The organism is Polynucleobacter parvulilacunae, from assembly GCF_018881715.1.
Taxonomy (GTDB): Bacteria; Pseudomonadota; Gammaproteobacteria; order Burkholderiales; family Burkholderiaceae; genus Polynucleobacter; species Polynucleobacter parvulilacunae.
This window is the reverse complement of record NZ_JACVPW010000002.1, coordinates 399,308-424,465: the sequence shown is the minus strand read 5'-3', so window position 1 is coordinate 424,465 and position 25,158 is coordinate 399,308. Positions and strand designations below refer to the sequence as shown.

Sequence of the window (25,158 nt, the reverse complement as noted above, 5' to 3'; positions counted from 1 at the left end):
CTGGAGCTGTAGCATCTGGCTCTACTGTAAGTAATGGTGCCAACCTCAATGTCTCCTCCGGTGGTACGGCAACGAACTCTATTGTTAGCAGTGGGGGTGTGCAGGTTGTATCTTCCGGTGGATCTTCTTTTTACACTCAAATTAAGAGCGGTGGTTTAGAGGTGATTTCTGCTGGGGGTTATGGCCCTTATGCGGTTATTAGCGCTGGAGGAACTCAATATATTAGTAGCGGAGGATTGGATTCGGGTTCAACCATCTTGTCTGGCGGGACGCAAATTGTTGGTTTTGGGGGAACCCAGTCTGGAGCATTAATTAAAGGTACTCAGACGATCATTGGCGGTGGTGTTGGGGTGGATGGGGTTGTTTCTGGTGGTTCAGTGACCGCTGCTAGTGGCTCATTTTTAAAAGGGTATAGCATCATTGGATCTGGTGGATCTATTGTTGCTTCTGGCAATATTTCTCCAAGCCCTACAGTTGAGCTTGCATTACAAGTGGCCGGCACTTCGAACGCAATCTCCCTGGATGGCGCTAAAGTTTCCGGCAATATCCAGTATGGCGGCTCTAGCAACACTTTGACGCTTCAGAATGGGGTTAGTTTTGATGGCCCAATTTCATTGGTTGACACAAGTCGTCTAAATGCTCTGACAATTAGCAATCAGAAATTGCTTTTAGCAAATTCTGGGACCGCTACATCTGGAGCGAGTTTTGTTTCTGGCTGGAGGTTTTTTAATATTGCAAATACAGCCTCAGTTGGACTTGCTGACCCATCGGTGATTTTAGATGTAGCCACTCTAAATAATGCGGGAGTTATTCAGCTTAATGCCGGTCATCAGTTAACTCTGAATGGAAGTTATATCCAGACGGGCGCTCTTGGAATCGGTGTTAATGGTCCAAGCTCTTATGGGCACATGCTTGTTAATGGCAATGCAAATGTAGCTGGAGGTAGAGTAATTGTTACCAGCGGTGTTTTAGCGCAGAATGTTAACTATAGCAATGTTTTCAGAGCAACAGGAGTTACAACGGGGGCATTTGTCAGTAGCGGTAGTTATGGTTTAGTGAGATACAGCATTCTTTCAAATGGCTCAGGTTTTGATTTGATAACTGGATCATCTTCTCCGGCGGCAGTAGGTTTAACGCCGGTTCTCAATGGAGGTCAGGCTGTTGCAATTATGAATCAAGCGCAGGCATCGCTTCAGGTGGTGCGAGATCGCATGGATGAAGGTGAGTATCGGGGAGTTGACACTCAGGGTAAAAATTGGGTGGCACCGTTCGGCAATATTGCCAATCAAGCTGGCGGCAACCAAACCCCATCAGCTGCCTATAACGCAAATACTATGGGACTTGCTTTCGGGGCTGATGCATTTGTAGGGGAAGGGTTGCATGCTGGCATAGCCGGAATTGTTCAAAACACAATTTATAAGGGGCAGGATATTGCCACAAATAATAATTTAAATGTTGCAAGTTATGGGGTTGTAGGTTATGTAAAGCAAAGGGTATGGGATCGGGGTGAGGTCAGTGCAATGGTTGGGACTTCTGTAGACCAAAGCAAAGAAAGTCGTCTTGCCGCTACTAACGGCATTAATCAAATAGCATCAGCAGCCTATGGTGGTTGGCATGGGGTAGCAAGCCTTGAGGTAAACAGCAGCAGCGTCATTGGCAATAACACCTTTACTCCATTAACCCGAGTCGACTACGGCAATGTAAATGTCGATGGATATAAGGAGAGTGGGGCCAATGCATCGAATCTCAATGTTAATGCTCAAAATAATCAATCACTAACAGCCTCCATTGGTGGTCGCTATCGCTATGACTTATCTGATGGGCAGTGGTTTTATGCAAGGGCTTTAACTGGGTATGATTTTGTTGCAAAGTCTCCGCAACTTAATGCTACCGATGTGAATAATATCCCCTTCACTACTTTTGGAAAAGCCCCTGGAAAAAATATAAATCAGGTTGGATTTGGATATCAGGTTGATCCAAAAACTGGCCTTGGCGTTAGATTAAGTGTCGACTACTTCGGACGGAGCGGTTACTCAAATAGCATTCTGAATCTAAATATTTTCAAATTATTTTAAACGAGGGTATATGGCGCTTTACAGACCAGAAGTTTTTAATCAAGCAGATATAGAGAGTGCAAAAAAAATAATCCTAACCGAAGAAGGTGGCGTCCTAACAGAGGAGCGCTGGAGCAATGAGACGCCCTGGCTGGTCGAGCTAATAATTAATAACATACCAGGGGATGGCTTAATTTTAGATTACGGATGTGGGGTAGGAAGGATTGCGAAGATTCTTGTTGAAAAAGGATTCTCGGTTGTAGGTGTGGATATATCGCCTGAGATGCGGAGCAACGCGTCTAAATTACTTTTTGATAAGAAATTTATTGCACTAGATCCAGAGACTTTTGATGCCGTTGCTAAGGTAATTTCACAAGTAGATGTTGTTATATCTATATGGGTTCTACAACACTGTTTTGATTTGAAAAAAGAGATTAAGCGAATTTATGATGGACTCAAAATTGGGGGAGTTGTATTTATTCTAGATATGAAGCATAGAGCGGTACCTACATATGAAGGATGGGTGGACGATGGTTTGGATGTAAAGGGTGAGATGGAAAAATACTTTACACGTATACAAGATTTTATTTATAACCCGCCAGGAGCCCCAATAACGCTGATACAAAACGCATACATAGCAATTTATAGGAAAAAATAGTGAACATAACAAAAGATGAGGGTGGGCGCCAAAATAAAGAAGAGGAGTTGAAGGGGCTCCCAAAGCTTTTTATAGAGCCACCAATGCAGCCAACGCAAACGGGACTTGCTGGCGTTCGTTTCGATTTTAATTCCGGTTGTCGTGTTGAGCTCCCCCCTATTGGTAAGAATGGAGAGCGATGGAGGCTTCGATTATCGGATTTAGTGACGGCAAACATAATTTTTGAGGTCGAGTCAGATGGTGGGTCATATAGGAGTACAAAGCAATATTTCATACCATTTAGAATTGAAGTATGGCGTGGAGGGGATAAGGTATTTGAGCATGAATACTTTGCTCGCGAGAAGGATGTTCAAGTTCAAATACCCGTTGGCACAATGGGGGACGCGATCGCATGGTTCTCTTACGTGGATTTATTCCAGAGGAGCCATCAATGTAAGCTAACTTGCGTAATTTCAGAGGTCATGATGCCCTTGTTTGAGGATGAATATCCAAATATTCATTTTGTGACAAATAAGGAGGCTGAAAAAATTCAGCAAAAATTTTATGCAACGTATCGATTGGGGTTGTTCTTCAATGATGTTGACTGCGTCCATCAGCCAGTTGACTTTAGATATGTTGGCTTAAACAAGACAGCTGCGCACATATTGGGAGTGGAGGCTGTTGAGTTAGCACCTAAAATATCGGTGTCAAATAAGGGTAGATTAATTAAAGAGCCGTATGTGTGTATTGCAGCACAGGCGTCAACACAATGCAAATATTGGAACAACCCTTTTGGGTGGTTGGAGATCGTGAGTTGGTTAAAGCAATCCGGATATAGGGTTATATGTATCGACAGGGATAAGGTTTGGGGGCAGGGCTTATCGTGGAACTATATTCCTCACGGTGCAGAGGATATGACTGGGGCGCTTCCTCTGAGCGAGAGGGCTCTGATTTTGCGCGATGCAAGCTTTTTTGTAGGGCTATCAAGTGGCTTGGCTTGGCTGGCTTGGGCTGTTGGGGTCCCGGTTGTAATGATCAGTGGATTTACTCATCCTAATAATGAATTTCATACACCGTTTAGAGTTTTTAATACTCACGCCTGTACTGGTTGCTGGAATGACCCTGCGCATTCATTTGATCATTTTGACTTCATGTGGTGCCCACGTCATAAAAATACAGAACGCCAATTTGAGTGTACAAAATTAATTACCGTAGATCATGTGAAGATGGTAATTAGTTCGATTCCGGGGTTTCTCGGTAAAGCTTTCAATAAAAAATTACCCATAAAGGAGGTGGTATGAAATTTAGAATGCTGTTAACTATTCTTCTTATGGGGCTTGCGTCTGCTTCATATGCTCAGCCCACCAATGTATGTAGTACAGCTGTCGTGTTAATTCAACTTTCTAATTTTATACAAGCAAAGAATGACATACCGAATGATAGGTATATGTTTAGTTTTGCTGGAGCACAAATTGATTCCGAGAGTGTAAGAGTTGAGGGTGATGCAACTACGTGCATTGCAAATTTGACCCTTATAGACCCACAAAAAATGGCCGTACTTGATCGGTATATCGTTCAATACAACGTTTTAAAAAATGACTGGGAATATAAAGTTTCATCGTTTATTTTGCAGCATTATTTGGAGAGACGCATGAATTAAAAGAGGTTTATAAATGCCAAAAATGGGGGGTAAATATCTACAACTAATAGAGGATTATATGAAAATTAAGAATACTGAATATACTTCCGCAGATAAACCTGCGGAAGAGGAGCCCCGATTATTTATTGTGGGACAGGGCTTTAATTTTGAAGGGACAATTAAGGGCGGGGGTATATGCATTGTCGAAGGTGTTGCGCAAGGTGACATTGAAGTTGATGATGTCAAGATTAATTCCTTGGCCTTTGTTTCGGGGGCTATTAAGTGCAACCGTCTTGATCTTGCAGGTAGAATCGAGGGCTCGGTGGTTGTCAGGGAGGTTGTTGTTAGGTCCGGTGGAATTTTGCAGGGTAATTTGAGTTATTCCTCCATATCCATCGAGTCTGGGGGGGTGGTTGATGGCGAGTTGTCAAACCAAGAATCTCAGTCAGCAATTGAAACACCCGATCTTTTGACAATAAAGTTGCCAGTTGAAATTATTACCTCTTTAGAGGATGCAAATGAATTTCACATTGAAATGGAGGGCGGGGCTTTATTGCCAGCATGGATATCGCTTGAAGGCGGAAACTTAATTCTTGATAAATTCCAATATGAACAATTTATTTTTAAAAATAGACATCTTATTTTAAAGATTTTGATTGATGGTGATAGCTACCATGTCAGACTCCCGTAGGAATTCGGGGTCTCAAGTTATGTTTGCGAGTGCAAAATATCAGTTCGTAAAGTTGTTTGCCACGTTAATTATTGCAACCTCATATCTTCATTCATTGGAGTGTGTGGGTATCGAAAACGATTATCAAGGGGATGGTGTTCTTTTATCGGGAGGGGAGATAAGCCAATTAAGCGGAAATATTGCTCATAGTCGATTGCAGATTGGTCGAATATTGGAGCGCCAAAAATCAATCTTATCTGAAACTCAGATGATCCGTGGGTTTAACTTGAAGCAGTTGAATTATTTGGAGGGCATACAAAAATACCTACTTTCTGTTCAAATATATTCAGATCGAAGAATTGACCAGTTGATTCTCGTATTAACTTTTATATTTATCTTTCAATTTATTGCAACGATGGCGATTATATTTTATATGCGATCAAAGCTTTTAATCTGGTATAGAACTGTAATGGATGAGGTGAGAAGAATCCGAGCGGTAGATGACAATGCAAATTCCGACCCATTGGATGGGTCTGGTGTTGGTATTTCTGAGTTTCAAGACCCTACTGTAGAGGGTAACTCAGGTCTAGTCGTAGGCCAATTTTTGTCTGAAGCTAGCGACCAGGTTCATGTCGTGGAAAATAGTCATCCAACGCTTGGCGAAGGTTCGACTGAGCTGATCAGTATTTTTTTCAAAAAAAATGCAAAAGGGTTTATGAAAACTTCTGGACAAGCGGTTAATGATACTGATAATGGATTCTTTAACTAGTAAGCAATGTTTAAATGGAATTATTGGGATTTTTAATGTAGCGATGAGAAATTTTTTTTGGCCAAATCAATCTATTGAAGACGACCGCAAATATTAAATGCCAAACCTTTTTTACTGGGAGGGTTGTATTTAAGCTAGGCCACTAATTGCTCTTGAACGATTTGCTCGGTTTTAGTTTTTTTGAGCTTGAGCGTCATGAAAAAAGTGAATGATTCTATTTCTATGCTTTCTTACTAAATGAAAAACATCGGTATGGTCGGCGGGAACTAGAAGATTTCTATATCTACTTGATTTGTATATAAATAGTGAAATCAAAAAACAACTAGTGCCCCCAAAATTGCCCCCTGTCCCAAAAAATAACCCGTGACCGTATATCCCAAAATTGCGGACGGTTGCATGCATATAGCTTAGAACAATCTTAGGGGATTTGCCACTCGATTTTTAGTTAATTATGGGCGAGAACCGTAACCTACTTTTGACTAGGACTACCTTGGCTAGTCTTTTAATAGGAAAGATTCGGTAGGGTTAATAGAAGGGTTTTATAAAACCGTGTGAACGCATCTTCAAAGGAGGGCGCGTTCTTGTCGTACACCATCACCCGGATAAATTGATTATAGGTATCTTTGGTTTTTGTATCAGACTTAGCATACTCCATTGCTTTGCGAATTTCACCAAGCGGGTCGGTCACAAATGCGCCGTGCTGATTCGCAAAATCTTGTGCATCTCTTTCAATGACTTGATTTACTAAGATGGATAGCTTATCTAGATCCTTTGTTAGGATGGATGGGTTCTTTTGAGTAATTTGATAAACATCATAGAGATGACGTACTAAAGCTGTGTCGATTTTCTCATCGACTCTTGCCATCGAGAGCGCTAGGCGCCTTGGGAAGGTAATGAGCTTTTCCGCTAATGCCTCACTTAAATCAACACATGGCATCGAAAAGTTCGGGCCGGTGCCCATCCCCGCCAATGAATTAAACAGTAGGACTATGGCTTTATCCTTTTTAGGTGCGCGCAACGGGCTGTAACTCACTTCAAGCTTTAGGTTGGCACGCATGCCGGGACTTACCTCAAAGTGGGTTGAGTACCCCACATCAAACTCAATAAAGTTATTTCTATCTTTTGCATTTTTTGTAATGAACTCAGATTTGAAGCCAGCATTATTCAATGCCAATTCAATGTCGGCCTTAAGCTTGCTCATACTTGATTTGATTTTGCTATTTGTCAGCGCTTCTGAAGATTTTGGTGATGCTTTGATATCTACGTCTTCAGAAACTCGCTCCAATAGGCCATAAGCCTTAGAGAGACAAGTGCCTCCGCAAAAAATTAATTCAAAATCTGGGTTACTAATTTTGGCAATTGCAGCTAAGGCATCCGTCACCATAAAATCTTTTTCAAGAGCGAATTCAGAGATGCCAAGCTCGAGCTCGGCGATTAAATCTAAAACTTGAAGTTTTTGGGCGTCGCTAATTTTTTTCATAAATTAGGCTACGGTTGCCTACGGAAAGCTTGCGACATACTCTCGCATTACCAACATTAACAATGGGAAGCATGGGCACCTGAGTGCTATCGCCTTGAATAAGCGCGCGCATATCTTTGCCTACATCAGCTTTGATGCCTAGTTTTTTCATGGTCTCAAGGCCGATGTTGACCAGGCTTTCATCTGCGACAGGTTTGCCAGAGATAGAGGAGGGGCGCGCCTTGACGTAAGTGCCATAACCAAGGCGCATTAACTTGCCCTCATCTGAGAGTTCTTTCACCACACGGCATACCTGGCGATAGGTGCCAAATCGATTGAAGTCATCACGCAAGAAGACCTTGCCCTTGGAATTACGTAGGCTAGCCAAAATGCGGTCTTTGGTTGTTGCTTTAGCCATCTTGGCCTCCTTTCCTGATTGAGTCTTTATTATATACAAACATAAGACACTAATGTCTTATGTTTGTATATATAAAAAATGACTTAAATACATTAAAATCAATGACCTATGAATATTAAAATGATCCTATTATCTAATGGATAACCCATGTTTTTGAGTAACGGCGTTGAATGGGGTTAAACAATTGGGATGGGGTTGAAGGGTTGGGGTAATTGGCGAGATTGGCTTGAGGTGGGTTTTGATGTCAGCTATTAAAGAATGTTTTTAATGCTAGGCGCTATTCTGCCTGTACTATTAAATATTTGAAGGATTGAATTATCTCCCTACAAGCTTAATGACTAGATCGCCAGCTAACCCCAAGAAAAATCGCCTTGTAGTGAAGCCGGGAGCAGTTCCTCCTGCGGTTTACTTGATGCATATTTCCGACACGCAGTGGGAGGATTTCATTGAGCATGCGTGTCGACAGAAGAAGCTTAATGACATGCCTTACGCACAGGTCAAGCGCTTAGGGAATTCCAATGACAAAGGCCGAGATGTTGAAGCACGCCTTCAGTCTGCTCTAGTCGAGAATGGTTGGGATCTTTTCCAGGCTAAGCACTATGGAAATCGCCTGACGCCGGGCGATGCTTATCCTGAATTGGCAAAATTCTTTTGTCACCTATTAAAGAAGAGTTACCCGTGCCCACGCAAATATTATTTTTGCTCCCCACAAAATGCGGGGCCAGATTTGCATGATCTTTTGGCCAATCCCCGCAAACTTAAACAAGGCTTTCTCGCCGCTTGGGCTGCTAGTAGCCACGGACTTAAAGCGGCGCAACTCACCGCGGAGATGCGAACCTTCGTAGATGGTTTTGACTTCAGTCGATTCGAGGAATGTCTGGTCCACGACCTAATTACATGGCACGCAGAGGATAAATCTGCGCATTACAAGCTATTTGGGATTGAGCCGGAGCGTGGCGATGATCTTGCCGTCCCTCCGGATGCACAAGTAAATGAGATGATTTATGTGAGTGAATTGGTGAGGGCTTATGCGGAGCACTCAGGAGTTGTATTGTCGGTAAGTGATGTTTTAGCTTCAGATATTTATTCTGAGCACCTTGGGGCTGCTAGGACCGCCTTTTACTCTGCTGAGGGTTTGCGCCGATTCAGTCGCGACATTTATTCGGAAGACGAGTTCGCGAAGTTGATGACGATGGTTAAACAAGGAGTAAAGATAATCACGAGCAGTCCTCGTCACAAAACTGGCCTTGAGCGCCATGACGCTGCAATTGAGACTGCGGCCAAGTTGACAGTTACCGATAGTGTGTTGCATCCCAGACTTAGGGGCGCTGACCTTCCTGGGACTTGCCACCATTTGGTCAATGAGGGGGAGCTAAAGTGGGTTCGCTGAATAGAAAGACACCCATTCAACTGTTTAATACCCCATTCGAGCTTGGGTTTCGCATGGTCTATCTGTTACACGCACTGCGCCCTAGTGGGGCCGATCTTCAAAAACTCGTAATGCTGGACTATGCGATCGTATATTCAAAAGACGTGGGAGGCCCCGAGAGTCTTCACACCCCAGTCCCATTTCGGAATTCCGAATTATTTAGCCGGCGAGAGCGGATTGAGCAAGGACTGCATCTCATGAGTACCCGCGGATTGGTTGAGGTAGAACTTGACGATTCAGGTTTGACTTATGTTGCCGGGCCGAGCAGCTTCACCATGGTTGGCTCATTGGCTTCCAAATATTGGCGTGAACTGGAAGCGCGCTGCTTTTGGGCCGCAAGCGAGTTTGGCAAAATGACGACCGAGGAACTCCAGACTAATTTTGCAGAAAAAGGTCATCTATGGGGCGCAGAACTTGAACTAGCTTGGGGGGCAACCTAGATATGGGTGTCACACTGATTACGCTCTCAGTGTCAGGCCCCGACAAGCCTGAGGCTCGGATAGATTTTCGCTCTCCAGCGATGTTGGTTCGTGGCCCAAGCGACACTGGAAAGTCTTACATTCGCGATTGCCTATGGTATCTTTTAGGCGGTGATAAAGTGCCTAAAAATATCCCCGAAGCGTTCGGCTACAACGTAGTCTCTCTGATAATAGAGGCTAACAGACAATGCTATGAAATACGTCGCGGCTTGGCTGGGGGTGACGCGAGCGTCTATCGACTTCTCACAGCCAAGGATGGCGTGACGCAGGAGTCTATTAATCTCGAGCCCAGCGAATTACTCGTCCGACTTTCAGGGGCCGAAGATAAGCAACTTTTGCGATCAAGATCGAAGCGAGGTGGCGTGACAGGTGGTGACCTAAGGCATTGGTTTCTGCTTTCTCAGCCAAGCATGATTAGCGAAGAAGCTACCAGTGGGGTTGGAGCAAATGCGACGCAGCGTATCGCCGCCTTCCATCTATTCATCACCGGCGCTGATGACTCTGCAATAGAGTTGACAAAGACCAGTGAAGAATTGGAGCGGCTCTCCGGCCAAATTCTAAGTGCTGAGCAGAGTTTAAGGCGAGTGCGCTCTGATATTCCCGAGGGTCAAGCGCGGGATGAGGTTTCCGAGGCATTAGAGCGGGTTGACCTTGCCCTTAGCGCAATGACCAGTCATTACGAAGCGCGAGCTGGCGCGTTAAAAGAGGTGCGAGAAGGAATATTAACGGCTTCAGTTCAGCTACAAAAAATCCAGCGCGAACGCGATCATTCTGCTGCGATGGTTGAGCGGTTCGAGCTACTTGAAAAGAAATATCTTAGTGATAGCGAACGACTTGGGGCAAACGGGGAGGGTGTTGCTATGTTCCAGGCGCTGGAAGAGACGCCATGTCCTCTATGCCGAACACCGATTTACTCTCAACCAGATCCTAACGAGCTTCGATCGGGGGCGCAAAAGTTGTACAGTCGCGCATTGAGGGCTGAATTAGAAAAAATCGGCGCATTGAGACGGGGTTTAAGTGTCGCCCTTTCTCGTGAGCGTGAACGCATGATATTACTGGGTGATCAGGCTAATAGCCTACTTGCAACGTTGAACTCCTTAGAGAAAGAAGAGCGACATCAATTAAGTAATGCTCGCCATGAATTTAGTGGCGACCCTAAGACTTTAGCGCTACGTCGCAGTGAACTTTCTGAGCATCTTGTCCGCTATGATGATGAAAACCGCCTAATGGCCGAGATAGATAGTCTTACTCTTGCAAAAAAGAAGAAATTTGTGCCGCTCAAGCGAAATGTTGGTAGTGCCGATCTTGAAGTGGCAAAGATTGCTAAGACTTACTTGCATGCTTGGGGTTTTGCTACGATCGAATCAGTTGTGCTTGATACTAGCGCTTGCGACTTGGTGATTGATGGTCGTCGCAGGTTGGATTTCGGTGCGGGCAAGCGAGCATTGTTTCTGTCGGCTTTGACATTAGCAGTTATGGATTACGCCCTCAATGAAGGGTATCCACATCTTGGATTCATTGTGATTGACTCCCCACTCAAGTCATACGCTGACCCTAAAAACCAAGATGGCAAGGATGTGGCGGCAGGAACTGTTACAAGTCGATTTTATGATTGGTTGAGCAAGCGCTCAGGACCTGGCCAAATCATAATTTTAGAGAACGAAGAAATCCAAGAGTCCCTAAAGGACTTGTTGAAGCCACTTGAGTTTATTGGTGAGGGGGATGGTAGCGGTCGTAAGGGGTTCTACCCTGCGTAACCTAGCTCACGATTTTCTGGGCGACTCTATGGCAGTCAAATTTCTCACTTTCATTAACCTCCAAAAAGCTTTTTCTGGACCTTTAGCGCAGCGACTTCATTAGCCAATACGGCGAGTTCTTTAATTGTTTCTTCTATCTCCCGTGCGCTTTCAGATCTAAAGTATTCCAATTCAGCCTCCCCCACTTTTCGTTGAATACGAACCTGATCACACATTTTTTCCTCATGAAGTCGACCTCTATTCGCCTCACGCATAGCCTGATTCTCCTCGGCCGTCAGGTTGGCTATTCGATCGTCTAATTTTGAATTCTCAGATTTCAATTCTTGACGCATTAGGCCTAACTTTTTACTTTCTTTGGCTAATGTTTCCAGCTTTAACGTCTTATAGATCATCGCTGGGCCAACAAGAAATAAGATCATGAGTAAAGATGGAATTCCTGAATTGGCAAGACCAATCCAAAATGTTTGCTCTCCTGCGGTACCCGAATAGCCCAATTTCTGGTAGGACTGAATATCGACCATCCAAGAATCGGGGCAAAGGTTGATTGGTGAGTTTGAGCAGGCCAAAGCCTTTTCAAGCTCTGATTCTCGCTGACGGTCTATCACTTCATTTTTCATCTTAATTTGCGCGGCCAGTGCTTCAGCCGCTCTGGAAATGGATTGCTCGCAGGTTTTGAAGCCTGCCTTTTCCCCCTCTTCTAGACCCTCCTGGTGACCATCATATTTAGCTTGGATTAGCTCTCTATTGCTATGGTCACAACCAGTTAGCAGTAACAACGTTGCCGTTATCAAAATCAATAATTTATTCATTTGGACTCCATTAAGTAGATTTGAAAGAGGCCTGTTGGGCCGTAGCCGATTTCTTCGGGGATTTCAAACTCGTCATAGGTATTCCATTTGCCGTGGACATTCTTTTTCCAGAGAGGTACCAGGGTGCCCGGTTTCATACCCTCCTTGTAGGCTTTGGCAATTGCCTTGGAATCAGTGACCAAATAGAACTTGGAATAGCGACTACCGTTATCTAAGGCATTGACCACTTTGAGGCGAAACTCGTCAAAATCACGTTCCCACTTTTTAGTGAGCTCAATTTCAATGGCAATGACTTCGCTATTGGTCATGTACCAGGCGCAGTCCGGTTCTTTGACGTTGCGAGTAGACATGGCTCGCATCGTGAGTGGGGTGTCATATTTTGTGATTTCCCCCGCAATGCCATTTTTTACCGTGTAGTTTTGGGCCATGAGGTCATGACGCAAAGTGTTCTGGCGCACTTTATACGGGTCTAGATAGGGATAAAAATGCAGGCGATCGGCCTGTCGCTCTACCTCGGCTAGGCCTTTTTCGGTGAGGGTAAAAAAGCTCGTTACTGGGTCGCCACACTCGGTTTTAGTCTGTGCTAAAAGACCATTTTTGACTAAGCGATTGACAATGCCGTGACGAGAAGATTCACTCAATTTTTGCAAAATGACTTTGCTCGAGTAGCCCCATTTCCAGACCCAACGCAGTAACTTGTAATCGCGTTCTTTGGCATACTGATTGGGTGTGAGATTGCCGAGTTTGGCTTTGCGCTGTTCTTGCAACTCCAATTTGCGCGCCTCGCTTAAGGGCTTGCCAGCTCTTGGATCTTTGCGTTTGGTATTGCTATTCATGATTGCTATCTCCTTCGGATTGGCTATAGCAATGGCTAGTAGCAATAGAGCGTAGTAATTCAAATGCGGATTTTTTCGGTGAAAAAATGCTTTCGCTAGAACGCATCAAACAGGCTGTCGCCCCGCTGGACGCGGCCTGACGGTAGTTTGGTGCTGCTTGCTGGACGCAAGCTCTAGCGAATGCTCCGCGCTGTGCTTGGGGTGCGCCTCGGAAACCGAGGCTACCCCCCTCATCGCAGATCTTTTCCTGACGGAAAATTCCTGACCGATTCGAATCTCGCCTTAAGGCGATCTCTGACTCTCTCTGACGGGGGTAGCCTCGCTTCGTCTGACGACTTGCTACGGCGCACGGGCTGCGCCCCCAAACCAGGAAATCGCTCGTGGGCTTGCTAAATTGCTGGGGCAATTTTTCCTGACGTTGGCTACTGACCGTAGCCAAACTGTTCGGCTCCCCGCATTCATCTGCTTCCCAAACCCCTGAACGGGGTAGGGTAGCGATGCATAAATTCGCTAGAGTTTTCATGCTTGGCCTAGCCCTTCTGAAGGCGTGTCCACACCTTCTTTTTTAGCGCGATAACTCAAAGGATCGGATAACCATCGCAAGATTTCGCGGTTCGATTGGAACGAGCAACGGATTCCTAATCGGGTCACGGGTGGTGCATATCCATCTCGTATGAGCTGGCGCCACTTTTCTTTACTGACGGGAATGAGGTGCTTGATATCGCCCCAGCGAGACATTCCATCAACGGGAAATTTTTGCTCGGAGTCCACAATGACCAATTCATATTTAGGTTTAGACATGTGATTTCCCTCCGGTAGTGGCTTGTCCCAAAATTGCCGTGGGCTTAAATCTTGTAGGCAAGTGCGACAAGATTGTGTTGCGTGCCGGAAAATGAAATGGGTAATTTCCGGGTGTTGCTAGATGTGTATGAAACATGGATGACTCCTTGAAGACTGAGATGTTTGGGAGTTCATCGTTTTTTAGGCAAAGACTCCCCCTGACCGCATGGCGGTTTAAAAAATTGAGGGAATCTATTTACTGGTCAAAAAGAAGGGGATATACTTTGTTTACAGACGAAGAATCCCGATTAAATCGGACAAGCCAATTTGACCCTCAAGGTTAAGTTGGCTTTTTACATTTTGGGTGCCTCCATGACGAGTGAGGCTAGCGCAAGGCCAATGATCAAGGCGCTCCAGGGTAGAGTAATCCATGTGCTACCAAGACGAAGGAATTTCTGTAAAGACGTAATGCTTTGAGTTTGCTGCGGGAATAGTGTTGCCTGAGATCCCAAGAAAAGGACTTTAACTGCGAAGTCTAATTTTGAGATTGGCATTCCTAGGCGACGACAACTGCATAAGAAGTTTTCAATATCTTCATGCAAGAAGGTATTGAGCAGAGGTGAGCTTTGGGAATTTGCAGACCAAGTAGCAAGGATATTGAACCCGGTCGTAGAGAGGTTTACTGCATTCATGTTTCTGTATTACTTTCCGAAGGACCGACCCCTTAAAGGACGGCAATTAAATTTGTGAATGTAGCCATTATGCCACCAACATGGCTAAAAGTCAAGACATAAATGAAATTGAAAGTCAATAGCATTTCTTATTTTCTTGAAAAATAAACTTCTACATATCTAAAAATGGGATGAGTTATTTCATTTGCTGAATTCATAAGAAAGTGTTTTTAATAGCTTAAGATGGTTATTGAATTCATAAGTTAGTAATTTTTTAGACGTCTTAGACCGGTAAAAAATGGATACACAAGTTAGAACTCCTCAGCAGATCTTTATGCAGCCACAAAGGTTGCTAGTTCCGCTTTTTCAACGTCCTTATGTGTGGAATCAAGAAAACCAATGGATGCCGTTATGGCAAGACTTAGAGCGAGTGGCCAATAGAGTGTTGGCAAGCCCAGAGCAACAGCAACCTCATTTTTTAGGGGCTGTAGTTTTCCAACAAGTTCAAAATCCAACTGGCAATCTTCAGCAACGAACGGTCATCGACGGCCAGCAACGCCTAACAACGTTACAGATACTTCTAGATGCCTTGCATGCAGAAATCAATTTAGCGGGTGAAGCTGACGCATCTAAAAGGCTTGAGCTCTTAATCAGAAATCCTAAGGAGTATTGCGACCATAGCGAGGATCAATTTAAGGTATGGCCAACCAATAAAGATCGCCAGGCTTTTAATGAAGTAATGGCAATGGATACTCCAATTGCTTATGCCGACCTTAAGAATAAAGACTCCAAGCTAGTTCTTGCCCACCAATTTTTCTCTGAGCAGTTTAGGCAATGGCTCAATGAGAATGGGCCAGAAGAAATTCCAGCACGCGTGAAAGCGATGGAGCGCGCCACAAGAGAGTTGCTCCAGATTGTGGTGATTGATTTAACGGCCAGCGAAAATGCCCAGGAAATTTTTGAAACCCTTAACGCAAGAGGTTCCCAACTAACTGCTGCTGACCTGATTAAGAACTTTGTCTTCCAAAGACTGTTAGAGCAAGGTGCCAATATTGAAAGCTCCTATTCGAACCATTGGAAACAATTTGAAACGGGCTTTTGGGAGCAAGAAATTAGCTTTGGTCGAGTTAAGACACCAAGATCATCGGCGTTTCTAAATCATTGGCTTATTGGGCAAACCACCGAAGAGATTGTCGCTAGGGAGGTATTTTCTAGATTTAAATCCTTTGTGGACTATGACGCTAAACCGCTGAGCATGCCTGAATTGCTGGAAAAAATTCATTCTGCATCCATTAAGTACAAAGAGTTCATTGACAAGGGTGATGTCCTGGAGGGCGCGATCGACCGTATCGGCTTATTTGTATATCGAACCAAAGCGATGGACATTGAGGTTGTAAAGCCTGTTTTGATGGCTTTGCTGGATCGAGATGAGAATCTCCAAGATGTCAGCGACATCAATGCTTGTTTGGAGATTATTGAATCTTGGTTAATTCGTCGAATGCTCATTAGAGCGACAACCAAGGCCTACAACAAGGTGATGACAGAGGTCATTAAGGTTATTCAAAAAGCACCAAAAGGTAAGTTGAGCGAAGCAATAAGAACTTTCTTTGCTAGTCAAACTAGCGATAGCTCCTACTGGCCAGATGACAATGAAGTGAGAGGTGAGTTATTAAACTTGCCCATTTACAGAAAAATTGGACGTGGTCGCTTGAGAATGGTTCTCGAGTCAATTGAAGACTATCGCCGAGGCTGGATTGGTAATGAAGTGTCCATGTCTGGCGTTAGAGTTCGACGCGGCACCTATGCTATTGAGCATTTAATGCCTCAAAGTTGGAATAGATACTGGTCTGCTACAGATGGCTATACAGAGCAAGACCGTAATGCGCGCATCCATAAGCTGGGAAATCTCACCTTACTGAGTAATAAGTTAAATAGCTCTGTTTCTAATGGCCCTTGGGATGGTGAAGAGGGTAAAAGATCGAGTCTATTAAAGCGAGATGTTTTATTCATCAATAGATTAATTACTGATGATGCTGGTCAAGTATGGGATGAATCCAAAATAGATCGTCGGACCGAAGATTTAATTGAGGATATCTTGAAGATATGGCCCGTGCCTACTGGTCACCACTCGAGCGCGCGCACCAAAAAAGAGGTGAGCAGCGTTAAGGTTGGTGTGGAGGATCTTATGTCAGCGGGCTTGCTGCAGGCAGGACAAGTGCTCCACCCTAAGATTGCTAAATTTTCCGATATCACTGCTGTAATTCTCCCGGATGGATCAATTGGTATTGGCGACAATACCTTTGATACCCCATCCGGGGCAGGTAAATACGTTAGGAAGCGTGCGACTAACGGATGGGGTTTTTGGTTGCTAGACCAAGCAACCAAAATTTCACTTAGAGATATTCGATCGCAATACTTAGATAAGCTTATTGGTGATGGTGCTGATATTGAAGACGATGAAGAGGATGACTTAGATGTGGGTTCAGAAGATAGCTAAATGATTAATCAATTTGTCTCCGCTCTCGCCTTTTCAGCCACCAAACACAGGGATCAACGTCGTAAGGACGTAGAATCATCTCCCTACATTAATCACCCCATTGCTTTAGTCGATGTTCTGGTTAATGAGGGAGGAATCTTAAATTGGGATGTTCTTTGTGCCGCTTTGCTACACGACACCATTGAAGATACGCAAACTACAGTCGAAGAGTTGACTAAGGCATTTGGTAAGAATGTGGCCTCCATTGTTTTAGAGGTAACTGACGATAAGGCGTTGCCCAAAGAAGAGCGCAAATTACAGCAAATTGCCCACGCTGCCCATTCTTCTCATGAGGCTAAGTTGGTTAAGCTTGCTGACAAGATCTGCAATCTTCGCGATATATTGGCTTCTCCTCCTAGTGGTTAGGATGTTAAAAGAAAGCAAGCCTACTTTGAATGGGCAGCTGCAGTAGTTGCCGGTATTCGAGGATCAAACTCCAAGCTAGAAAAGCTTTTTGATGCTTTGCTTGAAAAAGGTAGAGCCCAATATCTATCTGAGATGCTGGTAAAGGGCTTAGCTAGATAGGTTGTGGCAAATACTCAAACCAGAAGATGTCGCTCATCTTCTGGTTCTTATTTCATGAGAGGGTCTTGGCAAGAAATCCATTTTTAGGGTTTGTATGGCGTTAAGAAAATCGCCCCATTAATTTCATGAAGTTGGGCATCAGTAACTACAATTGTTGCTGGTATCATAAATCGCATTATGTGATTGCTAGGTGAATAAATATGGCCTTAAAGATAGCCGAAATACTTAACCAGGATGTTTCCTTTTTAAAGCTTTTTTCAAAACAGCAAATTGACGCTGTAGAAGCATCTTTAATTGTCGATGAGTCCTCGGGCAGGGTATATATAACCTGCCTAAAAAGACAAAAGAAGATACAGGTTCTCTCTAAATCTAAAAGCAATCCAGAGGAAATTATTCGTCAGCTTTATCTGCATAAATTAATCGAAGAGTATGGGTATTCGCTTAATAACATGGAGCTAGAGGTTCCGGTCAAAATGGGCTCTGCCACAAAAATGGCGGACGTTGTTATTTATGAAAATCCCGACAGAAAAACTAAAGAATCCATAGTTCTTATCGTGGAAGTAAAAAAACCAGATGAGGATTTAGTTGAGGGAATTGGTCAGCTAGAAAGCTATATTTCTGCTCTGCCGACATTTCTTGGCGTTTGGGTTGATGGTAATGAGGAAAATGTTAGATATAGAAACCCCGAAAACAAGTATAAGTTTGAGAGGTTTAAGAGGGTGCCAAAGTCAAATGAGACTGCGGATGATGTTTTATCTACTTATTTAAAAAAACCAGACTTAATTGAGATCAAAGATTTGCGTTCAACCGTCTCAATGTTGGAGCAAAAGGTTCTATCAAATGATGGCGTAAACGCATTTGATGAAATTTTTAAATTAATTTTCGCAAAACTATACGATGAGCAAAGCAAAAAGCCGAAAGACGAGCTTGATTTTCAGATAAAAAAAGGATCCAAGCTAAAGCAATCTGTCGGTGAGCTTTTTAAGGGTGCTAAAAATAAATGGCCTGACGTATTTAAAGAAAAAGAGGAAATTGAATTAAGTGAAGAAACGCTAATTGCGGTTGTTTCTGAGCTACAAGAATATAAACTCTTTGAGACGGACTTTGAAATCTTAGACGCCGCATTTGAGCATATGATTTCAGGCGATAGCAAAGGAGAAAAAGGTCAGTACTTTACGCCAAGACCAGTAATTGACATCGTTGTTTCCATGCTTAATCCTGCCGATGATGAAAAGGTTCTCGACCCTAGCGCTGGTAGTGCAGGGTTTTTATTGCACACTTTTCAGCACATGTTAAAAACTGAAAAGATTGAAGAGAGGGATAGATTTAGATATGCCTCTAAAAATTTGTATGCCTTAGATTTTGATCCCAGAACTGTAAAAATTGCGAAAGCATTAATGGTGATAGCTGGTGATGGCTCCTCAAATTCTCAGCAAGCAAACTCTCTTGATTTGCGTGTTTGGGATAAAAATGAAACTGGTATTTATGATGGTGTGATAGCAAAGACATTTGCTAACGAAGGTTTTGATATATTGATGAGTAACCCGCCTTTTGCAGGCGAGATTACCAGTGGCGCAATCCTTGGTTACTACGATGTGGCCAAAGATGGGAAAAACAAAACTAGATCATCCGAAAAGAGGGATGTTTTATTTCTAGAAAGAAACTTAAAATTTTTGAAGCCTGGCGGGCGAATGGCAATTATCCTTCCCCAGGGTAGATTTAATAACTCAAGTGATAAGCTACTCAGGGAGTACATATCTAATAAATGCAGAATATTGGCTGTTGTAGGTCTTCATGGGAATAGTTTTAAGCCATATACGGGCACTAAAACCAGTATTCTAATTATTCAAAAGTGGGATAAAGAAAAATGCCCAATAAAAGAAGATTATCCAATCTTTTTTGCAACTAATTTGAAGCCGGTTAAGGACAATTCTGGAAATTATGTTGGTAAATCAACCCAGGACACTTTAAGTAAAACCGACTTAAGCGCAATTTCAGAAGCTTTTATGGAATTTTCAAGAAAGGAAAAGCTAAGTTTTTTTCAATAAGCCCTTTTAATAAAGACCGTTATTTGGAATTGTTAAAAGGGCTTGAGATTAGTGAGGTTAGTCTCGCAAATGCTAGGGCCGCTAGCCGCTCTCAGAGAATTGATAGCACATTCTTTCTAAAAGAGTTTTTAGAAAATTCTCCCTCTGCTGAGTCGATAGCGCTCGAGAATATTTGCATTATTCGAAGTGGGTCAACCCCTCTGGTTAGGGATGAAAATTTAAAGACCGGCGTGATTCTTTTAAAGACTGGAAATATTAGAAATGACATTTTAAGTTCCAATCAATTAAATGATTATTTTTACATTGATGATAAGACTGACCAATCAATGTCAAAAACCCATTTAGATAGCAATGATGTACTGATAAATATTGTAGGCGCCACTACCGACGTAATTGGAAGATGTTCGCTTGTAAGCGAGGATTTTCCAAGGGCCAATATAACGCAGGCAATGGCTCTTCTGAGAATTAAAGACGAATTTAAGGATAAATATCAACCCCATTTTCTTTTTGCCTACCTAACCTCCAGCCTTGGGCATGATCAGGTTCGAAGAATTGCGAGACCAACGGGGCAATACAATATGAATCTTGAGGAGGTTGGCTCATTCTTGATTCCATCTATTAGTTTTGAATTTCAATCAAAGATAAAAGAATTAATTTCATATTCTGAGGCAATAAGACATAAGTCTAATGAATCTTATTCAAAGGCTGAGGCGGCTTTATTTGGAGCAATGGGCGGCGAAGTCCTAAGGCTTGACGAAAATACTATAAATATTAAAAAACTTAGCGATTCTTATAAATTAACTGGAAGGCTTGATGCTGAGTATTACCAACCTCGTTATGAGCAGTTAACGCAGATGATTCTTGCTAAGGAACATTCAAAATTACGCGATGTTGTAGATATATTGAAGTCCATAGAGCCTGGTTCGGACGCTTACTCCGAAGAATCAGATGGTGTGCCCTTTTTAAGGGTTGCGGATTACAGTAAGCTTGGGATAGCAAAGCCTCAAATTAATCTAAGTAGTAAGTTTGTTTTTGAAAATCAAGAAAAATTAGAAAAACTCAAACCTAAAAAGGGGGCGATTTTATTCTCAAAAGATGGAAGTGTAGGGGAGGCTTTCTGCCTTCAAGAAAATGCAGAGTTCATAACTTCCGGTGCAATTCTTCATTTGACTATAAAGAATCCTAAGGAGCTTTTGCCAGACTACTTAACCTTGCTTCTCAATAGCGAAATTGTTAAGAGACAGGCGGAAAGAGATGCTGGAGGTTCCATTATTCTGCACTGGCGCTTGGAGGAGGTTGAAAGCGTAATACTTCCAATAGTTGATATTGATACTCAAAAAATAATCTCGAAGGCTATGCAGGATTGTTTTTCTCTCAAAAAAGATTCGGAGAATATCTTATCCGTTGCAAGACGTGCTGTTGAGATTGCTGTTCAGCAAGGGGAGGAAAGTGCAACTTCGTATGTTCAGAAAAATATTAATAACCCTTAAAAAAGTTTTTAATTTTCTACCCTCATTTTGCTAAAAACATAAAATGGCTATTTATGAAAGAAATTGAGGGTATAAAAGAGGGTAGTTAATTAAATATTTTTAAAAATACTTATATAAATCAATGTGTTATATAAATAATATGAGTCCGCCCCGAGGCTTAAGCGTTTAGTGAGGGGTGGCGAGTCTGATTATTTATTTGATGCAGTTTGATTTAGTTCTTCATCAGTTTTTGCTTCTTTAAGCTTGTCAAGATAAGTTGCCCAATCCTGCATTAACTCAACTCTCTGTTTAATAAATTGAGTGCGGTTGTAGCTTTTCCCGTTAACGTCTTTTACTGCATGCGCAAGTTGAGCCTCAAGGTGTCTCCAGTCTTTATTGAGAACTTCATCAAGCATTGTTCTGCCGCTTGCTCTAAATCCATGACCGCATTGCTCATCGCCAAATCCAAGAGTGCGTAGAGCTTTATTTATCGTGCCATCACTCATTGGGCTATTGCCAGTTCGCTCGCCTCTAAAAACATAAATACTATTTCCTGTGTAGCGCTTTACTTCTTTCAAAATTTCTATAGCTTGAGTGGGGAGAGGGACTAAATGATCTTCACCATTTTCTTTTTCATATTTTTCGCGCTTCATTTCCATTGAAGGAATGGTCCAAATACCTTCCTCTAAGTTGAGTTGACTCCATTGCATTGTTCGTAAGTTATATGGCCGCTGGAAGAGGATTGGAGCCAGCTTCAAAGCTGCTTTGACAACTGGAGTGCCTGAGTAGCCATCTATTGCTACAAGTAGCTGTGCGAAGCGTTTGGGATCTGTAATCGCTGGAAGGGTTTTGCCGCGATAGGGTTTGAGTTTGGCTTTAATGCCTCTGGTGGCATCTGGAATGTCATCAAGCGCAACGTATTCCCAAATTTGGCGACAGATCATGAGATTGCGATCGGCGGTTTCTACTGCGCCACGATCTTCTACTTTTCTTAGGGCGTGGAGAATTTCATTGCCGGTGATTTCTTTCATGGGTCGATCGCCGATCCAGGGAAATAAATCACGCTCCATTTGACGCAGTGTTCTATCGGCATGGCTATCGCTCCAGGCCGACTTCTTTGTTTTGTACCAATCGAGCGCTACTTCTTTAAAGGTTTCTCCAATAGCCCGCTGACGCCCTTGTTTTTCGACCTTTTTGAGGTGGGACGGGTCTTTGCCTTGTCCTAGGAGCTTTTTAGCCTCATTACGCTTTTCTCTAGCCTCTTCTTTGGGTGCTTTGGGATAGACCCCCAGAGCAAGCCTCTTTTCCACCAGCTTGCCATTGTTATGGATGCGATATTTCCAAAACCAATACTTACCCCCATTTTTTCTCACTTCTAGGTACAGGCCTTCCGAATCGGCAAAGCGCTTGAAAGCCTTATCGGGCGGGCATGAGGCGGATTTGCAAGCGATTTCAGTAAGCATAATGGGGGAACTTTTTCGTTGGGTAGTTCGATTATTCTAAAGTACCCCCAGAAGTACCCCCAGATTTATCAAAACTAGTGATTTCTAGCGTTGGCAATAGACAACAAAAAACCCCTTAAAGTATTTATTCTATAAGGGGTTATTTGCTATTACTGGGTGCTGCTAATACTAATATTGGTGGAGTCGGCGGGAATCGAACCCGCGTCCGCAAATCCTCCACAACAAGTTCTACATACTTAGTCATATCATTTGATTTAATCAGTTAAGCACGGACTGACACGTTCTTTGCTGACGATTCACTAAGTTTTCGAATCATTCCTCGTGACATGAAATGATCTTATCTCTTGTAAATGACCCTGATCTAGCTTGCGCTAGCTGACCCAAGAGAGAATCAGTTCAGGGGCAACCGCAATTAAGCGGCTAGTGCGAAACGTTCGTCGTTTGCAGTTAAAACATTCCCATTGATTTACGAGATAACGGGTCCTCGGTATGCCCTTGATGCTTTGTAATCCACGTCGAAACCATGTCGACCCCGGAGTTCATGCATAGGAAGTCTCTATTTTAAGGCTGCCGACCTTAAATTGCTGAATATCTTTTTAATCCCTTTTGGGAAAAATGATTTCCAAGAGGTCGATAGGATTGTGGATGATGTAATCCGCTCCCCAGGCCTCAGGAGGCTCTTTGCAGCCACAGTAGCCATAAGCAGCCGCCACGGTCTTCATTCCTGCTGCTTTACCCGCTAAAACGTCTCTAATGTCGTCCCCAACATAAATTGATTTTGTAGGATCGATATTAGTAGATCTGGCGGCATGCAAAATGGGCTCGGGATGTGGCTTTGAATAAGGGGTGGTATCGCCAGAAACTGTAGAAACAGCTCTCTGGCGCAGACCCATGAGCTCGGTTAATGGGTTGGTAAAGCGCTCACTTTTATTGGTAATGATCCCCCAGGGGAGTCTTGCTGCATCCATTTGATCGAGTAAATGATCAATTCCATCAAATAATTTGCTCTCAACAAGGAGTGCTTTTTCGTAATTGCTGAAAAATTCATCGCGTAATGGGATGAAATCGGCATGATCCGAGCTAATCCCAAAGGCGCCTTCTAGTAATCCACGAGCTCCGGCTGATGCATAGGGGCGTAGAAATTTATAAGGCTTAGGTGTGAGATTACGCGCAACCAGTAATTTATTGGTTGCTGCCACTAAATCTGGCGCGGTATCGGCTAATGTGCCATCTAAATCAAAAAAGATTCCGGCATAAGGACTGGAAAGATTGCTCATACCTTTCATTATTTACGTACGGCAATCATGTAATTCACATCAACATCATCACTCAAGCTATATACCTGAGTGAGTGGGTTGTAACTCAAACCTTTCATACCGAGCATTTCTAAGCCTGCGTGGCGAGTAAATGCAACGAGCTCGGATGGTTTAATGAATTTAGCGTACTCGTGAGTGCCCTTGGGGAGTAACTTGAGAATGTATTCAGCGCCAATGATGGCAAATAAGTAAGACTTTGGACTGCGATTGAGTGTGCTGAAAAATAAAGTGCCGCCCGGTTTACATAACTTGGCACAGGCGCGAACCACTGATGCGGGATCGGGAACGTGTTCCAGCATTTCCATGCAAGTCACTACATCGTATTGTTCTGGTTGTTCATCAGCCAGCGCTTCTGCGGAGACAGAGCGATAGGTGAGGTTTGCGCCCACCTCTAAGGCATGCAACTCGGCAACCTTGAGTGCCTTTTCAGATAAATCAATGCCGGTGGTATCCGCACCCGATTGAGAAATTGATTCAGCCAGGATGCCACCACCACAACCGATATCAACCACCTTTTTGCCATCCAAATTTACGAATGACTTGATCCAGCCTAGACGCAGAGGATTGATGGCATGCAAAGGCTTGAACTCGCTATTAGGATCCCACCAGCGATGGGCTAGGGCGCTAAATTTGGCGATTTCTGACTGGTCTACGTTCATATGAAGGAGGTGGTTGGATTGCTTAAAAGTAACAGGATAAGACGAATATAGCGGAAATAAAAAAGCCCGCTAGAAGCGGGCTTTTTTACAAGTAAAGTGAATTACTTAGCTGCTGTACCAACAACTTCGATGTCAGTACGGCGGTTCTTAGCGCGGCCTTCAGCAGTTGCGTTTGATGCAACTGGATTGCTCTTGCCTTTAGATTCTGTGTAGATACGGCTACCGTCAACACCCTTGCTTACCAAGTATGTCTTAACAGATTGCGCACGACGCTGACCGAGGGCCATGTTGTATGCATCTGTACCAACGCTGTCAGTGTTGCCTACAGCAATGATTACTTCTAACTTGATCTTGCTTAAGTCAGCAGCGATCTTGTCCAAAGTAGCTTTACCTTCTGGTTTCAAGTCAGACTTGTTGAAGTCATAAAGTGTGTCAGCTTGCAAAGTGATTTTGCTTTGGCTAACGCCAGCAGCAGCACCAGTCAACGCACCATCGCAACCTTTAGCTGCAGTAGCAGGTGTCCAGTTGCTATCGCGCCAGCACAATGTGCCATCGCCGTTTTTCCAGTTTAGGGCGCCATCGCCGTTTTGCCAGTTATCAGAAGCCATTGCTGCAGTAGCAGAAACAGTAATAACAGAAGCGAGCAACACTCTTAGGGTTTTGTTCATTTTTAGTCCTCAAAAATCTCTTTTTTAATTAAAGTCAAACTTAAATGTAATTCGCCCTACCTTGATG

22 protein-coding genes, 1 other RNA gene and 1 pseudogene are annotated in these 25,158 nt (G+C 43.4%); 13 read left to right on the top strand and 11 right to left on the bottom strand.

Annotation, left to right across the window (positions count from 1 at the left end):
- The 6 genes from ICN18_RS07410 to ICN18_RS07385 form a co-directional block, all read left to right on the top strand.
- The coding region (locus ICN18_RS07410; protein ID WP_216189859.1) for an autotransporter family protein at nucleotides 1-2,075 on the top strand (2,075 nt) is incomplete at its 5' end.
- Between the two features lie 10 nt (nucleotides 2,076-2,085).
- The gene (locus ICN18_RS07405; protein ID WP_216189858.1) at nucleotides 2,086-2,712 is read left to right on the top strand and encodes a class I SAM-dependent methyltransferase; all 627 of its coding nucleotides are present in this window, start codon (nucleotides 2,086-2,088) and stop codon (nucleotides 2,710-2,712) included.
- Nucleotides 2,712-3,992 (top strand): autotransporter strand-loop-strand O-heptosyltransferase, encoded by a 1,281-nt coding sequence (locus ICN18_RS07400; RefSeq protein ID WP_216189857.1) that lies wholly within the window; start codon nucleotides 2,712-2,714, stop codon nucleotides 3,990-3,992. The genes ICN18_RS07405 and ICN18_RS07400 overlap by 1 nt, the downstream gene beginning before the upstream one ends.
- Nucleotides 3,989-4,351, top strand: a complete 363-nt coding sequence (locus tag ICN18_RS07395) for a hypothetical protein (RefSeq protein ID WP_216189856.1) — start codon at nucleotides 3,989-3,991, stop codon at nucleotides 4,349-4,351. The genes ICN18_RS07400 and ICN18_RS07395 overlap by 4 nt, the downstream gene beginning before the upstream one ends.
- Before the next feature lie 58 nt (nucleotides 4,352-4,409).
- Nucleotides 4,410-5,021, top strand: a complete 612-nt coding sequence (locus tag ICN18_RS07390) for a bactofilin family protein (RefSeq protein ID WP_216189855.1) — start codon at nucleotides 4,410-4,412, stop codon at nucleotides 5,019-5,021.
- A 19-nt stretch (nucleotides 5,022-5,040) separates the two neighbouring features.
- Nucleotides 5,041-5,769, top strand: a complete 729-nt coding sequence (locus ICN18_RS07385) for a hypothetical protein (protein ID WP_216189854.1) — start codon at nucleotides 5,041-5,043, stop codon at nucleotides 5,767-5,769.
- A gap of 502 nt (nucleotides 5,770-6,271) precedes the next feature.
- Here ICN18_RS07385 and ICN18_RS07380 read toward each other — a convergent pair.
- Both ICN18_RS07380 and ICN18_RS07375 read right to left on the bottom strand, forming a co-directional pair.
- Nucleotides 6,272-7,249 carry a nucleotidyl transferase AbiEii/AbiGii toxin family protein gene (locus tag ICN18_RS07380; RefSeq protein WP_216189853.1) on the bottom strand — a complete coding sequence of 326 codons (978 nt, stop codon included), beginning with the start codon at nucleotides 7,247-7,249 and terminating at the stop codon, nucleotides 6,272-6,274.
- On the bottom strand, nucleotides 7,236-7,646 hold the full coding sequence (locus ICN18_RS07375) for a DUF6088 family protein (RefSeq protein ID WP_216189852.1): 411 nt from the start codon (nucleotides 7,644-7,646) through the stop codon (nucleotides 7,236-7,238). The genes ICN18_RS07380 and ICN18_RS07375 overlap by 14 nt, the downstream gene beginning before the upstream one ends.
- Before the next feature lie 334 nt (nucleotides 7,647-7,980).
- On the opposite strand from ICN18_RS07375, the gene ICN18_RS07370 reads away from it, so the two are divergent.
- Genes ICN18_RS07370 through ICN18_RS07360 form a run of 3 tightly spaced genes read left to right on the top strand, consistent with a single transcriptional unit; the run spans nucleotide 7,981 to nucleotide 11,311 of the window.
- A complete protein-coding gene (locus tag ICN18_RS07370; protein ID WP_216189851.1) occupies nucleotides 7,981-9,036 on the top strand; it encodes an ABC-three component system protein in 1,056 nt (351 codons plus the stop codon).
- On the top strand, nucleotides 9,024-9,515 hold the full coding sequence (locus tag ICN18_RS10525) for an ABC-three component system middle component 2 (RefSeq protein ID WP_369411878.1): 492 nt from the start codon (nucleotides 9,024-9,026) through the stop codon (nucleotides 9,513-9,515). The genes ICN18_RS07370 and ICN18_RS10525 overlap by 13 nt, the downstream gene beginning before the upstream one ends.
- A gap of 2 nt (nucleotides 9,516-9,517) precedes the next feature.
- Nucleotides 9,518-11,311, top strand: a complete 1,794-nt coding sequence (locus ICN18_RS07360; RefSeq protein ID WP_216189850.1) for an SMC family protein — start codon at nucleotides 9,518-9,520, stop codon at nucleotides 11,309-11,311.
- Nucleotides 11,312-11,364: 53 nt separating this feature from the next.
- Here the strand turns inward: ICN18_RS07360 and ICN18_RS07355 are convergent, their stop codons facing one another.
- The 4 genes from ICN18_RS07355 to ICN18_RS07340 form a co-directional block, all read right to left on the bottom strand.
- Entirely contained in the window at nucleotides 11,365-12,120 is a 756-nt protein-coding gene (locus ICN18_RS07355; RefSeq protein WP_216189849.1) for a hypothetical protein, read from the bottom strand.
- Complete coding sequence (locus ICN18_RS07350) at nucleotides 12,117-12,956, bottom strand: hypothetical protein (RefSeq protein ID WP_216189848.1); 840 nt, start codon at nucleotides 12,954-12,956, stop codon at nucleotides 12,117-12,119. Before ICN18_RS07350 ends, ICN18_RS07355 begins: the two co-directional genes overlap by 4 nt.
- Nucleotides 12,957-13,475: 519 nt before the next feature.
- The gene (locus tag ICN18_RS07345; protein ID WP_216189847.1) at nucleotides 13,476-13,757 is read right to left on the bottom strand and encodes a helix-turn-helix transcriptional regulator; all 282 of its coding nucleotides are present in this window, start codon (nucleotides 13,755-13,757) and stop codon (nucleotides 13,476-13,478) included.
- A 332-nt stretch (nucleotides 13,758-14,089) separates the two neighbouring features.
- On the bottom strand, nucleotides 14,090-14,428 hold the full coding sequence (locus tag ICN18_RS07340; protein WP_216189846.1) for a hypothetical protein: 339 nt from the start codon (nucleotides 14,426-14,428) through the stop codon (nucleotides 14,090-14,092).
- A gap of 277 nt (nucleotides 14,429-14,705) precedes the next feature.
- On the opposite strand from ICN18_RS07340, the gene ICN18_RS07335 reads away from it, so the two are divergent.
- The 4 genes and pseudogenes from ICN18_RS07335 (at nucleotide 14,706) to ICN18_RS07320 (ending at nucleotide 21,006) form a co-directional block, all read left to right on the top strand.
- Nucleotides 14,706-16,904 (top strand): GmrSD restriction endonuclease domain-containing protein, encoded by a 2,199-nt coding sequence (locus ICN18_RS07335; protein ID WP_216189845.1) that lies wholly within the window; start codon nucleotides 14,706-14,708, stop codon nucleotides 16,902-16,904.
- A gap of 3 nt (nucleotides 16,905-16,907) precedes the next feature.
- Nucleotides 16,908-17,468, top strand: a pseudogene (locus ICN18_RS07330) (HD domain-containing protein).
- A 200-nt stretch (nucleotides 17,469-17,668) separates the two neighbouring features.
- The gene (locus ICN18_RS07325) at nucleotides 17,669-19,516 is read left to right on the top strand and encodes a type I restriction-modification system subunit M (protein WP_216189844.1); all 1,848 of its coding nucleotides are present in this window, start codon (nucleotides 17,669-17,671) and stop codon (nucleotides 19,514-19,516) included.
- A 23-nt stretch (nucleotides 19,517-19,539) separates the two neighbouring features.
- Nucleotides 19,540-21,006, top strand: coding sequence for a restriction endonuclease subunit S (locus ICN18_RS07320; RefSeq protein ID WP_216189843.1), 1,467 nt, complete (start codon nucleotides 19,540-19,542; stop codon nucleotides 21,004-21,006).
- A gap of 188 nt (nucleotides 21,007-21,194) precedes the next feature.
- On the opposite strand, the gene ICN18_RS07315 is transcribed toward ICN18_RS07320, so the two are convergent.
- The 5 genes from ICN18_RS07315 to ompA all read right to left on the bottom strand — a co-directional run bounded on the left by ICN18_RS07315 (nucleotide 21,195) and on the right by ompA (nucleotide 25,091).
- Nucleotides 21,195-22,448, bottom strand: a complete 1,254-nt coding sequence (locus ICN18_RS07315) for a tyrosine-type recombinase/integrase (RefSeq protein ID WP_216189842.1) — start codon at nucleotides 22,446-22,448, stop codon at nucleotides 21,195-21,197.
- Between the two features lie 175 nt (nucleotides 22,449-22,623).
- Nucleotides 22,624-22,982, bottom strand: a transfer-messenger RNA (tmRNA) gene (ssrA, locus tag ICN18_RS07310).
- 62 nt (nucleotides 22,983-23,044) lie between these two features.
- The gene (locus ICN18_RS07305) at nucleotides 23,045-23,725 is read right to left on the bottom strand and encodes an HAD family hydrolase (protein WP_216189841.1); all 681 of its coding nucleotides are present in this window, start codon (nucleotides 23,723-23,725) and stop codon (nucleotides 23,045-23,047) included.
- A gap of 8 nt (nucleotides 23,726-23,733) precedes the next feature.
- The gene (ubiG, locus tag ICN18_RS07300; protein ID WP_216189840.1) at nucleotides 23,734-24,423 is read right to left on the bottom strand and encodes a bifunctional 2-polyprenyl-6-hydroxyphenol methylase/3-demethylubiquinol 3-O-methyltransferase UbiG; all 690 of its coding nucleotides are present in this window, start codon (nucleotides 24,421-24,423) and stop codon (nucleotides 23,734-23,736) included.
- 101 nt (nucleotides 24,424-24,524) lie between these two features.
- Nucleotides 24,525-25,091 (bottom strand): outer membrane protein OmpA, encoded by a 567-nt coding sequence (ompA, locus tag ICN18_RS07295; protein WP_216189839.1) that lies wholly within the window; start codon nucleotides 25,089-25,091, stop codon nucleotides 24,525-24,527.
- Nucleotides 25,092-25,158: the final 67 nt, after the last annotated feature.

Excerpts from the sequence above, each read along its gene's own strand:
- ICN18_RS07405 (WP_216189858.1), top strand. The coding sequence starts at position 2,086 with ATGGCGCTTTACAGACCAGAAGTTTTTAATCAAGCAGATATAGAGAGT.
- ICN18_RS07395 (WP_216189856.1), top strand. The coding sequence starts at position 3,989 with ATGAAATTTAGAATGCTGTTAACTATTCTTCTTATGGGGCTTGCGTCT.
- ICN18_RS07390 (WP_216189855.1), top strand. The coding sequence starts at position 4,410 with ATGAAAATTAAGAATACTGAATATACTTCCGCAGATAAACCTGCGGAA.
- ICN18_RS07385 (WP_216189854.1), top strand. The coding sequence starts at position 5,041 with ATGTTTGCGAGTGCAAAATATCAGTTCGTAAAGTTGTTTGCCACGTTA.
- ICN18_RS07380 (WP_216189853.1), bottom strand. The coding sequence starts at position 7,249 with ATGAAAAAAATTAGCGACGCCCAAAAACTTCAAGTTTTAGATTTAATC.
- ICN18_RS07375 (WP_216189852.1), bottom strand. The coding sequence starts at position 7,646 with ATGGCTAAAGCAACAACCAAAGACCGCATTTTGGCTAGCCTACGTAAT.
- ICN18_RS07370 (WP_216189851.1), top strand. The coding sequence starts at position 7,981 with ATGACTAGATCGCCAGCTAACCCCAAGAAAAATCGCCTTGTAGTGAAG.
- ICN18_RS07360 (WP_216189850.1), top strand. The coding sequence starts at position 9,518 with ATGGGTGTCACACTGATTACGCTCTCAGTGTCAGGCCCCGACAAGCCT.
- ICN18_RS07355 (WP_216189849.1), bottom strand. The coding sequence starts at position 12,120 with ATGAATAAATTATTGATTTTGATAACGGCAACGTTGTTACTGCTAACT.
- ICN18_RS07350 (WP_216189848.1), bottom strand. The coding sequence starts at position 12,956 with ATGAATAGCAATACCAAACGCAAAGATCCAAGAGCTGGCAAGCCCTTA.
- ICN18_RS07345 (WP_216189847.1), bottom strand. The coding sequence starts at position 13,757 with ATGTCTAAACCTAAATATGAATTGGTCATTGTGGACTCCGAGCAAAAA.
- ICN18_RS07340 (WP_216189846.1), bottom strand. The coding sequence starts at position 14,428 with ATGAATGCAGTAAACCTCTCTACGACCGGGTTCAATATCCTTGCTACT.
- ICN18_RS07335 (WP_216189845.1), top strand. The coding sequence starts at position 14,706 with ATGGATACACAAGTTAGAACTCCTCAGCAGATCTTTATGCAGCCACAA.
- ICN18_RS07325 (WP_216189844.1), top strand. The coding sequence starts at position 17,669 with ATGGCCTTAAAGATAGCCGAAATACTTAACCAGGATGTTTCCTTTTTA.
- ICN18_RS07315 (WP_216189842.1), bottom strand. The coding sequence starts at position 22,448 with ATGCTTACTGAAATCGCTTGCAAATCCGCCTCATGCCCGCCCGATAAG.
- ICN18_RS07305 (WP_216189841.1), bottom strand. The coding sequence starts at position 23,725 with ATGAGCAATCTTTCCAGTCCTTATGCCGGAATCTTTTTTGATTTAGAT.
- ubiG (WP_216189840.1), bottom strand. The coding sequence starts at position 24,423 with ATGAACGTAGACCAGTCAGAAATCGCCAAATTTAGCGCCCTAGCCCAT.
- ompA (WP_216189839.1), bottom strand. The coding sequence starts at position 25,091 with ATGAACAAAACCCTAAGAGTGTTGCTCGCTTCTGTTATTACTGTTTCT.